This window comes from Microcoleus sp. B6-A1 (assembly GCF_036705085.1).
Classification (GTDB): Bacteria; Cyanobacteriota; Cyanobacteriia; order Cyanobacteriales; family Microcoleaceae; genus Microcoleus.
In genome coordinates this window covers 25697-38898 of sequence record NZ_JAUBTU010000013.1, presented here as the reverse complement: position 1 = coordinate 38898, position 13202 = coordinate 25697, and the positions used below count along the sequence as shown (strand labels likewise).

Genomic DNA, 13202 nt, shown 5'->3' with positions numbered 1-13202 from the left:
ATTCCTTGACACTTCACAGCAACGTGCTACCGGAGTAGTCTTACCATCGCTCCATGTCCGTTTAGAGTCTCCCAATGCCCTATGGCGACTTTTTTGTTTTGTACGCAAGTAAAATACTTGTTTGCCTTCAGGGCCGGATTTTCCTATTGCCCTTTCGCTTCCCCTATTTCTGATCGCAACTCTGACAGGACTTTCAACCTTGCTATTTATTTCGGAGTATCTTAAATCCGGGCGGGTCTGTGACCATGTATATTTTAGCAAAGCCGTCCTTAAAGGACGGGGTTTTAGACCCAGATTCTCGATAAGTGCGCCTTAATCTACAGTCGGCGACCGACGACTTTAGCTATGAGACAGGGGTTTCAACCCCTGTCGGACTGTCGGACTGTGATAGAGGCAGAAAATCTTCCTGGTTTTCGTAGCAAAATGTTACAAACAAAGAAGCAAAAGTCTATTCAGGAGAATCCGCCTTGGTACTCTACAGCCCTCAACTTGAACCCAACCAGCAGCAAAACCTTTCCTCCATCAATGGTTTTGCTGGCCGGCACATTGGCCCGACACCCAGCGAAATCCAGCAAATGCTCAATGTTTTGGGCATTTCCAGCCTCGATGAGTTGATTGACAAAACGGTTCCTGCAGCGATTCGTATTTCTCAACCCTTACAACTTCCCGAAGCGCGAAGCGAGTACAGCGCTTTGGCAGAATTGAAAGAAATTGCTGCAAAAAATCAGGTATTTCGATCGTACATCGGCACAGGATATCACGACTGCATAACTCCCCCCGTCATCCAGCGGAATATCCTAGAAAATCCCGGCTGGTATACAGCTTACACTCCCTACCAAGCCGAAATTGCTCAAGGGCGATTGGAAGCTTTACTGAACTTCCAAACCATGATAATTGACCTCACGGGTTTGGAAATTGCCAACGCTTCCTTGCTGGATGAAGGGACAGCGGCGGCGGAAGCGATGGCGGTGAGTTACGGCGCCAGCAAAAATAAGGCAAAAGCGTTTTTTGTTTCCCAAGATTGCCACCCTCAAACTGTGGAAGTGGTGCAAACTCGGGCTAAGCCGTTGGGAATTGACGTGATTGTCGGCGACCATCAAAGCTTTGAGTTCGATCGTATAATCTTCGGCGCTCTCCTGCAATACCCCGCCACAGACGGCGCAATTTACGACTATACCGATTTTATTCGATCGGCACACGAAGTCGGCGCATTAGTCACAGTAGCCGCCGACATTTTGAGCCTTTGCTTGCTCACCCCTCCCGGCGAATTCGGCGCGGATATAGCCGTAGGAAGCACTCAGCGCTTCGGGGTGCCGATGGGATTCGGAGGGCCCCACGCCGCCTATTTCGCCACGCGAGAAGAGTTTAAACGGCAAGTTCCCGGGAGAATCGTTGGCGTTTCTAAAGATGCCAACGGCAAATCTGCTTTACGTTTGGCCTTGCAAACTCGCGAACAGCACATCCGCCGCGAAAAAGCAACCAGCAATATTTGTACTGCTCAAGTTTTGCTGGCTGTGATGGCGAGTATGTATGCTGTTTATCACGGCCCGTCTGGACTAAAAGACATTGCTGAGAAAGTATGGACTTTAACAGCACTTTTGGCATCGGGTTTAAGAAGTTTCGGATACAAAATTGGTTCTCAACCTTTCTTCGATACTTTGCGGGTAGAATTGGGAGACAAACCGCTGTCAGAACTTCTAGAAGCTGCTAAAGTACGCAAAATTAATCTCCGAGTTTTCGATGATTCGACAGTGGGAATCACTTTAGATGAAACTGTCAGCGTTGAAGATGTGCAAGAGTTGTGGGAAATTTTTGCACAGAATAAAGATTATATCAGGGCAGACGGGCAGAATGCTCTCAACATTCCGCTGGATGCCGACGCATTGAATTCCTATTTGACCTTACCAGATTTTTGCGATCGCACTAGCAGCTATCTCGCCCATCCAGTTTTCAACAGCTACCATTCAGAAACTGAACTTTTGCGCTATGTGCACCGTTTAGAAGCCAAGGATTTATCGCTAAATACATCGATGATTCCCTTGGGTTCTTGCACAATGAAACTGAATGCCACAGCAGAGATGATGCCGGTGACTTGGGCGGAATTTGGCAAGATACATCCCTTTGCGCCCCGCGATCAAACTCGCGGCTATCAAATGATGTTCGTGCAACTAGAACAGTGGCTGGCAGAAATCACCGGTTTCGCGGGAATTTCTTTGCAGCCAAATGCTGGTTCCCAAGGCGAATACGCGGGTTTGTTAGTTATTCGCCAATACCACGAACACCGAGGCGAATCTCACCGAAATATCTGTTTGATTCCCCAGTCAGCCCACGGTACAAATCCGGCTAGCGCAGTGATGGCGGGGATGAAAGTAGTTGCTGTAGAGTGCGATTCTCAGGGCAATATTGATGTCGCAGATTTACAGAAAAAAGCAGAGAAACACAAAAAAGAACTGGCGGCTTTGATGGTGACATATCCATCTACGCACGGCGTTTTTGAGGAAGAAATTAAAGAGATTTGCGAGATTGTCCACAACTGTGGCGGACAAGTTTATATGGACGGCGCAAATATGAATGCTCAAGTTGGTTTGTGCCGCCCCGGTGATTTTGGTGCTGATGTTTGTCACTTAAATTTGCACAAAACTTTCTGTATTCCCCACGGCGGCGGCGGGCCGGGAATGGGGCCGATTGGGGTAATGTCTCATTTAGTAGAATTTTTGCCCAGTCATTCTATTCTTAACAGTCAACAGTCAACAGCGGACAGTCAACAGTCAACAGTCAACAGTCAACAAACATCAGTTGGTGCTGTTTCCGCAGCGCCTTGGGGAAGTGCTAGCATTTTGACTATTTCTTGGATGTACATTCGGATGATGGGAGGATTCGGTTTAACTGAGGCGACAAAAGTAGCAATTCTTAATGCTAATTACATGGCAAAACGGTTAGAATCTTATTATCCGGTTTTGTACAAAGGGAAAGCTGGTTTGGTGGCGCATGAGTGTATTCTAGATTTGCGATCGCTCAAAAAATCTGCGACTATTGAAGTAGAAGATATCGCTAAACGGTTGATGGATTACGGCTATCACGCGCCGACGGTTTCTTGGCCGGTTGCTGGTACGGTAATGGTGGAACCGACGGAAAGCGAATCGAAGCAGGAATTAGACCGTTTTTGCGATGCGATGATTGCGATTCGAGGCGAAATTGCGGAGATTGAAAAAGGTAATGTTGACGCGCAAAATAATGTCTTGAAAAATGCGCCTCACACCGCAGAATCTCTGATGGTTGATGAGTGGAATCGTCCTTATACTCGCTCGCAAGCGGCTTATCCGGCACCTTGGACTCGCGAACATAAGTTTTGGCCGGCGGTGGGGCGGATAGATAATGCGTTTGGCGATCGTAATTTTGTCTGTTCTTGTTTGCCAATGGAGGCTTACACTTAAGATTGTAATCCATGTAAATCTCGTTTATATCTGAGTCTAGATCCCCCTAAATCCCCCTTAAGAAGGGGGACTTTGAGAACGCTTCCAGTCCCCCCTTGTAGGGGCGGTGCCCCCGTGCCCGCCCTCTTGGCTAGGGGGGATATCCGGGTTTGATAGATGCCGAATATCTAGGTAAAAAAACCCGGTTTCTCAACCTCACCTCTCTCTTCTCTTCCTCTGTGCCCTCTGTGGCCTCTGCGGTTAAATCATTCCGAAACAACCGTAAACGATATCATCCAAAGCCTCAACAAAAATTCCACCATCTCAGCTATAATCAAAACCATCCTCTCCATTCCCACAAACCCGCCATGAAACGCTGGCCCGACGGACAACAACTACACGACGGCAAATACATCATCGAAGAATACCTAGGTGGCGGCGGATACGGTGAAACCTACCGCGCTCAAAATCGCCCAGAAGGTAAGTCCGTTGCCATAAAAACTCTGAATATTTTCCAACAATTACAGCCAAATTTTGCCAAAACACAAGGTAAGTTTGTCAACGAAGCACTATCTTTAGCCAAGTGTCGTCACCCTCATATTGTCGAAGTTTATGAAGTGTTTCTAGAGGGTGATTTATGGTGCATGGTGATGGAGTTAATCGATGGGATTGATTTGTATACCCATATCAGAGAAAAGGGCAGTTTCTCCGAAGCCAAAGCTTTGTCAATAATTCAGCAATTAGGAGATGCCCTGAGTTGCGTACACAAGCAAAACCTGACTCACCGCGATGTTAAACCCGAAAATATCATGCTCAGAAAGAGCGGTATGTCAGCAGTTTTAATTGATTTTGGTTTAGCGCGACAGGCTAATTCATCGGGCAAGTTAATGACTAATAGTGTTACGGGAACCGATTTTTACGCACCAATTGAACTTGCGGAAAAACGCCCTCAACTTGGCCCTTATACTGATGTTTATTCTTTGGCGGCGACGCTGTATAATATGCTAACCGATCAGAAACCGATTCAATCGCCTGGTAGAAAGGTAATAGACGCTTTAATTGCGCCAAAACTATATAATGCTCAGATTAGCGACAGGGTGAATGCGGCGATTATCAAAGGGATGGAATTGGAACCGCAAAATCGCCCGCAGTCGGTGCAGGAATGGTTGGATTTGCTGATACCGAAACCAGTGGTATTGCCATTACCAGAAATTAGCCCTCAGCCAGCACAAAAATCTTTTGAAACGCCGCTGCCAAAACCAGCGCCTCCTGAGACTACGCGCGTAGTTTCAGCCGTGGGAATGGATTATACAAACTTGCGGAATTTATTGGCAGCTAAAAAGTGGCAAGAAGCGGATCGAGAAACGCGGAGAGTGATGTGGAAGGTGGCGGGTAGGGAGAAAGAAAGATACCTGGATATAAGTAGTATTGATAAATTTCCCTGCGAGGACTTGCGAATCATTGACCAACTTTGGGTACAATATTCTAATGGGCGCTTCGGCTTTAGCGTGCAGAAGCGCATCTTTCAAAGTGTGAGGGGAACTAGGCAATATGATGAGAAAATATGGGAAGCTTTTGGCTATCGGGTAGGCTGGATAAAAAATTACTCATGGCTGTGCTACAGTGACATCTATTTTTCAGAGCAAGAGAACGCACCGATAGCTCACCTCCCTCTGGGTGTGTTAGTGTACGAGTGTGATGCTGGTTATATACAGATCCAACAGTGGATGGGGTCTCTTCTCTCGCGTCGAGACTTGTAGACTGTAACATCTAAGCGTTTCAGGATTTCATAAATATTTATAACAAAGCCCAAAATCACAAAGCCATGCCCAGTCTAGGTTTCCGACGGAGTTGTCGGGACATAACGAGCAAATAATCAAAGTAAAATCAATCTCCGAAACCGGGTTTCTGCGATAATTTACGCATCATCACCCAGATTCAGGAAGAAACCCGGTTTCTACCTCCCCACCAACAGCCTCCAAACTCCATAAGCACCGCGCAAAATCTAAGAAACCGGGTTTCTACGAGTATCTAAACATCCTCACGCCCGATTTAGGAAGAAACCCGGTTTCTGAGCACCATGCTACATCCAAGAAACCGGGTTTTTACTTGATCTGTCGGTGGGAACGAAATATTGTCGTAAAAAACCAGGTTTCTGAGCTTACGCACTTCGACTAAAGAAACCAGTTTTTCACTTGATCTGTCGGTGGGAACGAAATATTGTCATAAAAAACCAGGTTTCTGAGTCAATCTCAAGGAGTAAGCTGTTGTGCATTTAAATCGTCCTCAGCATCCGAGTGTGTTAGGGGACAAATACAACTCTCCTGTCCCAGCCACTGCGATCCTACTTCATGCAGGGCTGCCATCACCGGTTGAATTTGGCGACCCTTGGGCGTGAGGGAATATTCTACACGGGGCGGAATCTCGGCATAAACACGCCGATCGACTAACCCTTGAGATTCTAACTCTCGTAGGCGTTGGGTGAGGGTTTTGGTGCTGATGCCAGGAAGTGCCGCGAGTAATTCGTGGGGACGGCGATCGCCTCCAAACAGTTCGCGTAGAACCAATATTGACCATTTATTGTCCAACAAGTCTAGCACAAATTGAATCGGACATTTAACCTCTACGCACTGACTCGCTTCCACCATAAACTCCCTGCACAGTTGCCTTCACGATAATTTCCATATTTCTTTAGAAATGGCTCAAGCGTCCTATTGGCTTCAATGCTTTACCTAAAGTAACTATAGGATACCACTGGTAACTGACTTGTGGGCGATCGCGGATTAAGGCAATGTGGTGCACAGTCATCAATTCCGAACAATCCACTCTCCACTCCTATGGTCAGTTCAATTAGTAAATCGGAGTCTGCTGGTCTCCCATCCAGCATTAAAGCACCTGTTCAAGAAACTCTGTTAACACCCCGCTTTTACACCACCAATTTTGATGCCGTTGCCGAAATGGATCTGTCCGGGCAACAAGCGGAATTAGAAGCAGTTGTAGCAGAATTGCGCGCGGACTATAACCGCCACCATTTTGTTCGCAATCAAGAGTTTGAGCAATGCTGGGACAAGATTGATGGCGAAACGCGAAAGGCATTTATTGACTTTCTAGAGCGATCCTGTACCTCGGAATTTTCGGGTTTTCTGTTGTTCAAAGAACTCTCCCGCAAACTTAAGAATCGCCAACCCTTGTTATCGGAAGCCTTTAGCTTACTGGCACGGGATGAAGCCCGTCATGCCGGTTTCTTGAATAAGGCGATGGCAGATTTTGGGTTGTCTCTCGATCTGGGCTATTTAACAAAAAATCGTACCTACACATTCTTCCCTCCTGAATGGGTAATTTATACTGTTTATCTGTCGGAAAAAATTGGCTACTGGCGCTATATTTTGGTGTATCGCCATCTCGAACAACATCCAGAACATCAAATTTATCCCCTGTTTCGCTACTTCGAGAATTGGTGCCAAGATGAAAATCGGCATGGGGATTTCTTTAAGGCTTTGTTGCGATCGCAGCCTAAGCTTTGGAATAACTGGAAGGCAAGACTCTGGGCGCGCTTTTTCCTACTGACGGTGTTTGCCACGCACACAATGACGGTGTTGGAACGCTCCACATTTTATGACTCCATCGGGATCGACCCCGACGAATATAACAAGCAGGTGATTCATCACACCAATGAAACAGCAAAACGGGCGTTTCCCAGTATTTTAGATACCCACCATCCAGAATTCTTTCCCCGTTTGGATCGATGCGCGATCGCCAATCAGAAGCTAGCAGAAATCTCAAGTAACCAGCGCCCTGCCGCCATCCAATTTTGCCAAAAATTACCCTGGATTGCTGTGATTGTCTGGCAGTTGTTGCGCCTTTATTTACTGCCCTCGATTAATGCTGAATCGTCCAGAACCGCTATTAATTAGGAGATATTGCCATGACTAATCTATCCACACGCCTCCGAGAAGGCACGATGCAATCCCACACCACAGCCGAAAATACGGCATTTATGAAATGCTTTATCAAAGGCATTGTGGAACGGGAACCTTTGCGTAAACTATTTGCCGATCTATACTTTGTTTACAGCGCCTTAGAAACGGCTTTGCAGAGCCATGTCAACCACCCGATTATCGGAACCCTCTATTTCCCTGAGTTAAATCGCACTGAGAATCTGGCTTGCGATCTAGCTTTTTATTACGGTGAAAATTGGCTGGAGGAAATTACGGCTTCGCCAGCGGGTTGTGTGTATCGCGATCGCATTCAAACCCTCTCAAAAACCGATCCAGTCCTGCTGATTGCCCATGCCTACACCCGCTACATGGGTGATTTATCCGGCGGACAAAGCTTGAAAAACGTGATTCGATCGGCGTTGTCTCTGCCGCCGGATCAAGGAACAAATTTCTATGAATTTTCCCAAATCTCAACACCAGAAGCAAGGCGAGTATTTAAGGAACGCTATCGCCAAACCTTTGATGAGTTTCCGGTGGAGGCTGACACGATCGAGCGAATTGTCGCCGAAGCAAATACGGCATTTACCCTTAACCAGGATGTAATGCACGAACTCGAAGCCGATGTAAAAGCGGCGATTGGAGATCATACCTTTGATTTGCTGACTCGGCAAGATCGCCCCGGTAGCACAGAAGGCCGCAGCCCTCATGCCAAGCGAGAATCTGTCGCGAAATAACTCGCCCCACGAAAACAAGATCGATCGTATCTCTAAAATATGCCGGGGTTCTGAATCTACAAAAACAAAGAAGGACACATCAGTTAATGAAACAGTTATCACAAACGGTTGAATTTGATGCTGCATTGTTGAATAAATACAACCAGCCTTTACCTCGCTATACCAGCTATCCACCCGCCACAGAATTAAGCACTGACTTCGATCGCAACGCATTTAAAACCGCGATCGCCATCGGCAATCACAAACAAACCCCCTTATCGCTTTACTGCCACATCCCATTTTGTGAAACCCCCTGTTATTTCTGCGGCTGCAATACCATCATTACCCAGCGCAAGGAGGTGGTAGAACCCTATTTAGGCTATCTCGATCGCCAAATTCGCCAAGTTGCCAGTTTGGTGGATGCCGATCGGCTGGTGCATCAGTTGCACTGGGGCGGCGGCACACCCAACTATCTCGATCGCAGTCAGGTAGAGTTTCTCTGGAACCAGTTAAATCGATATTTTCGGTTCGATGACGCGGCAGAAATATCGATCGAAGTCAATCCTAGCTATATCGATCGCGAATATATTCTATTTTTGCGACAATTAGGATTCAATCGGATTAGTTTTGGCATTCAAGACTTTAATCCCATTGTGCAGCAAGCTATCAATCGGGTGCAGCCGGAAGCGATGTTGTTTGATGTGATGGATTGGATGCGGGAAGCTGGGTTTGAAAGTGTCAATGTGGATTTGATTTACGGCTTACCTTTCCAGACACAAGCCACATTCCAGGAAACGGTAAAGAAGACCTTGCAATTAAATCCCGATCGCATTGCCGTCTTTAATTTTGCCTATGTTCCCTGGCTCAAACCGGTTCAGAAACGAATGCCGGAGTCTGCTTTGCCGACCGCTGGCGAAAAGCTGAAAATTCTGCAAAGTACGATCGCCCAACTGACGCAAAATGGCTATGTGTTTATTGGCATGGATCACTTTGCCAAGCCTAATGATGAACTGGCGATCGCGCAACAAGCTGGGCAACTACATCGTAATTTTCAGGGTTATACCACTAAGCCCGAATCAGATCTGTTGGGCTTTGGCATGACTTCCATCAGTATGTTGCAGGATGTGTATACCCAAAACCACAAGCGATTGAAAGACTTTTATCGGGCGATCGATGGGAATGAATTACCCATCGAAAAAGGCGTTCGACTGAGCCAGGACGATCTGATTCGGCGGACAGTAATCATGGAATTAATGTGTCAATTCCAACTGTCGGTGCAAGATTTGGAAGAAAAATACCATCTCGGCTTCGATCTCGATTTCAATGACTATTTTGCTCATATTTTGCCACAACTAGATCCCTTAGAAACCGATGGGTTAATCAAACGTTGGGGCGATGGCATTGAAGTAACGGCGATCGGGCGATTGCTAATTCGCAATATTGCATCCGTGTTTGATGCTTACCTCCGCGATCGTACAGGCGATCGTACAACCAAAACCTTTTCCAAAGCCATTTGAAATTTTGTAATGCAAACAACTCCCACTCGAGTTCCGCTGGATTGGACTGCGGTCTTCTTTTTCACGACTATTCATGCCCTCGCCCTCTTAGCCCCCTGGTGCTTCTCCTGGTCTGCCTTGGGTATGACCCTATTTTTGCATTGGTTATTTGGCAGTATTGGCATTTGTTTGGGCTATCACCGCCTATTGAGCCATCGCAGTTTTCAGGTTCCTAAATGGCTGGAATATGCGATCGCCCTGATCGGTACATTTGCTCTACAAGGAGGGCCAATTTTCTGGGTGGCGGGTCATCGGCTACACCACGCCTATACCGAGGATGTCGATAAAGATCCTTACTCAGCCCGTCGGGGGTTCTGGTGGAGCCATATGCTGTGGATTTTCTACCCGCATTCAGAATTCTTTGATTATGAACAGTACCAGCGGTTTGCCCCCGATCTGACACGCGATCGATTTTATTGCTGGCTGAATCGAAACTTTTTGCTGCTGCAAATCCCCTTGGGGCTACTGCTGTATGCACTGGGGGGATGGTCATTTGTCATCTGGGGTATGTTTGTCCGATCTGTTTTACTCTGGCATAGCACTTGGTTTATTAACTCGGTCACTCACCTGTGGGGATACCGTACCTTTGACACAAACGACAACTCCCGCAATCTTTGGTGGGCGGCTATTCTCACTTATGGCGAAGGTTGGCACAATAACCACCACGCCCATCCTAACGTTGCCAAAGCAGGCTGGCGCTGGTGGGAGTACGATCCTACCTGGTGGGCAATTTGGCTGTTAAAGAAATTAGGTGTCGCCCGAAAAGTGGTGATGCCACCGGCTCAAAATGGCACACCTTAGAATCACCCACAGGATTTACGCATGAGAGACCAAAAACCCGGTTTCTGCGTCAATATCTCAAAGGAATATCGACGATTTTTCAGAGAAACCGGGTTTTTTGCGTAAGTCCTAATCAAAATATAGGAGATCGAGCTGAAGCCATGTCTACAGTCACTACACCCTCCACTTCTGTTTACGGCCCAGTCCAATCATGGCGCTTTGGGCGATCGCTAGGAATTGATCCGATCGGGCCAGATTCTACTTGCTCATTTAACTGTGTGTATTGCCAGTTAGGTGAGATTGAGCACCAGAGTTGCAACCGCCAAATTTTTGTCCCGACTCAGAAAATTCAACAGGATCTGCAATCCTTCCCTGTCGGCGATGTGAACACCATCACCCTCAGCGGTAGCGGTGAGCCAACTCTGGCGCTGAATTTAGGCGAAATTCTGCTTATGGCGAAGCAAATGACCGGGAAGTTGGTTGGGGTATTGACCAACGGCAGTTTGCTGGGCGATCGCGCGGTGTGTGAGGAACTGGCGATCGCCGATTGGGTAGCTGTCAAAGTTGATGCCATTGCTGCTGAATCATTCTGTCGCATCAATCGCCCCATGCCAACCATCAACCTCCAGGACATTTGGGCCGGTCTCCTCCAATTTCGCCAACTCTATTCAGGACACCTGGCAATTCAGACGATGCTACTCACCGACTGGAACGAACAGGATCGGGCAGAGTACATCCGCCGGATGCAAGCATTATTGCCGGACGAAATCCAACTCAACACGCCGACGCGACTTTGCCCGCTAACGCACCAGCTAGAAGCACGAGGGAACGATCCGCCCAATGCCTGTTTATATCCGACAAGGCAACTGAAGCAAGTCAAGGCTGAAGTGCTACAGGTTTTTGGCGATCGCATTGAACGTGTCACAGGAATTCCAGTGCGTTACCCATTATTAAAACCAGAGGCGGAGAAGCGATGAAACCTCAGAAAACAAACCCATATTTTCAGCTTTTAGAAATTCCCCCTGGCTATCTCAACATCATGGGATATATAGACGAGTCGGAAGTGAATGGGCCCGGTTGTCGAGCCGTGATCTGGGTGCAAGGATGTCTGCGGGAGTGTCCAGGCTGCTTTAATCCGGCTTCCTGGTTTTTTGAGATTAATCAATTAATTGCGGTTGATGTTCTTGCTCAGCAGATTCTCAGCAATCCTCGCAATCGGGGTGTCACTTTTTCGGGCGGAGAACCTTTTTGGCAAGCTCCAGCCTTGGCAGATTTGGCACGCCAAGTCAAAGCAGCAGGATTAAATGTCATGTCGTTTACTGGCTTCACGTTAGAACAATTGCGATCGCAACAAGGGCCCGCCGGTGTTGAGGAGTTGCTGGAACAACTCGATATTTTAATCGATGGTGCTTATGTGCAGTCTTTGGCAGTCCACTCACCCGATTCTCTCGTTTCTTCCAGCAACCAGCGCGTCCATCTTTTCAATCCTGCTTTTGAGGCTCAACTCACTTGGGCGAGCGATCAGATGGAGATCCATATTCTCAAAGATGGCAGTCGGATTTTCACAGGCTACCGGGGTCAAATGAATCTGGCTGACTCGGAGTTATGAACCCGATCGCATTAAGCATCGAGCATCCAAGCAATACACTTTTGCATTTGATTGCTCATTGTTTGTCGATCGGCATTATACCTGCGGCCGTGTCCCGGCAACACCCATTCAAACGAGTAATTAGCCAACTTCTGCATAGATTTGATTTGTTCTGGCCAAGAATACCAACAGACATCGTGAAAGCCAACTAGCTGCTGCAAACTTTCCGACCAAGCAAGATGATCGCCGGTGAACAAAAACTTGTTATTGTAAAGCAAAACTGTGTGACCTTTCGTGTGACCTGGCACAGATATAATCAACAAATCATCTGCTAGTTGATACGGTTCGGTGGGCGACAATTGCATTTCTACACGGCAAGTATCAGCGTTAATTTCGTCATAATGAATGATGCGATCGCACCCAAAATGATCGTGGTATTGTTGATGATCTGCCACATCATCGCGGTGAGTCAAGTACATATAGCGAATGCCACCCATTGCTTCTATGTTTTTGACTAGCGGCGGCACAAAACGGGGAGAATCAACTAAAATATTGCCATCAGGCCGGACAATTAAATAGCTCGCTGCGGCGTAGGATTTCTCTGAGTGGTAGCCGCAGTGATAGACATTTTCTGCTATGAGTGCGGGTAACAGTTGCTGGGCTTCTTTGATCCTTTTGGGTTTTTCTACAGTCCCGATCGAACTTGTGGGACAAGACAAAAGAGCCGCGAGCGATCGCATTTCTTCAGTTTCATTAGTTGGCTGGTGGTAAACCGCAGACTGTTCTCCCGCTTGACCAAATACTTCAGGTGCCATCCACCGACAAGTATCACAGTCAATGCAGGTACTGTCTACATAAAAGTTACCGTTAATATTTTCAGCACGCCTCCGATTAATGTTAGCCATTTTTCTACCTGTTAATAAGCCATATAAATTATGGTAACTTACTATAATGAGTACCCCCGACATCCCGCCGGGGTTTAGACCCGTCTCACAGACCAAGCCGATTAAAACTCACCTTTGGCACCAATCTCAAGAACGGGCTCTCCGGCCCGTTCCACAAGAGATAAATTTTCTTGTGGAACAGGCATCTTGCCTGTTCCTAAAAGGCTAATTGAGAATGGTGCAAGATCTAAGCTAAAACTCACATCTTACACCAATCTCAAGAACGGGCTCTCCGGCCCGTTCCACAAGAGATAAATTTTCTTGTGGAAC

Annotated in this window: 10 protein-coding genes; 8 read left to right on the top strand and 2 right to left on the bottom strand. The window is 47.1% G+C overall.

Going from position 1 to position 13202, the window contains the following annotated elements; all coding sequences use genetic code 11:
- The first annotated feature begins 467 nt into the window (after positions 1-467).
- Together gcvP and QUB11_RS06900 are read left to right on the top strand one after the other, a co-directional pair.
- Entirely contained in the window at positions 468-3434 is a 2967-nt protein-coding gene (gcvP, locus tag QUB11_RS06905; RefSeq protein ID WP_333200206.1) for an aminomethyl-transferring glycine dehydrogenase, read from the top strand.
- 347 nt (positions 3435-3781) lie between these two features.
- Positions 3782-5173: a serine/threonine-protein kinase gene (locus QUB11_RS06900; protein ID WP_333200208.1), complete on the top strand. Its 1392-nt coding sequence runs from the start codon at positions 3782-3784 to the stop codon at positions 5171-5173.
- Positions 5174-5665: 492 nt separating this feature from the next.
- Here QUB11_RS06900 and QUB11_RS06895 read toward each other — a convergent pair whose 3' ends face one another.
- Positions 5666-6061, bottom strand: a complete 396-nt coding sequence (locus QUB11_RS06895; RefSeq protein WP_333200210.1) for a helix-turn-helix domain-containing protein — start codon at positions 6059-6061, stop codon at positions 5666-5668.
- Between the two features lie 189 nt (positions 6062-6250).
- On the opposite strand from QUB11_RS06895, the gene acsF reads away from it, so the two are divergent.
- The 6 genes from acsF (at position 6251) to QUB11_RS06865 (ending at position 12009) form a co-directional block, all read left to right on the top strand.
- On the top strand, positions 6251-7327 hold the full coding sequence (gene acsF / locus QUB11_RS06890; RefSeq protein ID WP_333200212.1) for a magnesium-protoporphyrin IX monomethyl ester (oxidative) cyclase: 1077 nt from the start codon (positions 6251-6253) through the stop codon (positions 7325-7327).
- 11 nt (positions 7328-7338) lie between these two features.
- Positions 7339-8085 carry a heme oxygenase (biliverdin-producing) gene (locus tag QUB11_RS06885; protein WP_333200214.1) on the top strand — a complete coding sequence of 249 codons (747 nt, stop codon included), beginning with the start codon at positions 7339-7341 and terminating at the stop codon, positions 8083-8085.
- An 86-nt stretch (positions 8086-8171) separates the two neighbouring features.
- Entirely contained in the window at positions 8172-9581 is a 1410-nt protein-coding gene (gene hemN / locus QUB11_RS06880) for an oxygen-independent coproporphyrinogen III oxidase (protein ID WP_333200216.1), read from the top strand.
- 9 nt (positions 9582-9590) lie between these two features.
- Entirely contained in the window at positions 9591-10421 is an 831-nt protein-coding gene (locus QUB11_RS06875; RefSeq protein WP_333200219.1) for a fatty acid desaturase, read from the top strand.
- A 140-nt stretch (positions 10422-10561) separates the two neighbouring features.
- Positions 10562-11377 carry a radical SAM protein gene (locus QUB11_RS06870; RefSeq protein WP_333200221.1) on the top strand — a complete coding sequence of 272 codons (816 nt, stop codon included), beginning with the start codon at positions 10562-10564 and terminating at the stop codon, positions 11375-11377.
- On the top strand, positions 11374-12009 hold the full coding sequence (locus QUB11_RS06865) for a 4Fe-4S single cluster domain-containing protein (RefSeq protein ID WP_333200223.1): 636 nt from the start codon (positions 11374-11376) through the stop codon (positions 12007-12009). Before QUB11_RS06870 ends, QUB11_RS06865 begins: the two co-directional genes overlap by 4 nt.
- A gap of 11 nt (positions 12010-12020) precedes the next feature.
- On the opposite strand, the gene QUB11_RS06860 is transcribed toward QUB11_RS06865, so the two are convergent.
- Positions 12021-12893, bottom strand: coding sequence for an MBL fold metallo-hydrolase (locus QUB11_RS06860; RefSeq protein WP_333200225.1), 873 nt, complete (start codon positions 12891-12893; stop codon positions 12021-12023).
- Between the last annotated feature and the right edge of the window lie 309 nt (positions 12894-13202).

Excerpts from the sequence above, each read along its gene's own strand:
- QUB11_RS06895 (WP_333200210.1), bottom strand. The coding sequence starts at position 6,061 with ATGGTGGAAGCGAGTCAGTGCGTAGAGGTTAAATGTCCGATTCAATTT.
- QUB11_RS06885 (WP_333200214.1), top strand. The coding sequence starts at position 7,339 with ATGACTAATCTATCCACACGCCTCCGAGAAGGCACGATGCAATCCCAC.
- acsF (WP_333200212.1), top strand. The coding sequence starts at position 6,251 with ATGGTCAGTTCAATTAGTAAATCGGAGTCTGCTGGTCTCCCATCCAGC.
- QUB11_RS06900 (WP_333200208.1), top strand. The coding sequence starts at position 3,782 with ATGAAACGCTGGCCCGACGGACAACAACTACACGACGGCAAATACATC.
- QUB11_RS06860 (WP_333200225.1), bottom strand. The coding sequence starts at position 12,893 with ATGGCTAACATTAATCGGAGGCGTGCTGAAAATATTAACGGTAACTTT.
- hemN (WP_333200216.1), top strand. The coding sequence starts at position 8,172 with ATGAAACAGTTATCACAAACGGTTGAATTTGATGCTGCATTGTTGAAT.
- QUB11_RS06875 (WP_333200219.1), top strand. The coding sequence starts at position 9,591 with ATGCAAACAACTCCCACTCGAGTTCCGCTGGATTGGACTGCGGTCTTC.
- QUB11_RS06870 (WP_333200221.1), top strand. The coding sequence starts at position 10,562 with ATGTCTACAGTCACTACACCCTCCACTTCTGTTTACGGCCCAGTCCAA.
- QUB11_RS06865 (WP_333200223.1), top strand. The coding sequence starts at position 11,374 with ATGAAACCTCAGAAAACAAACCCATATTTTCAGCTTTTAGAAATTCCC.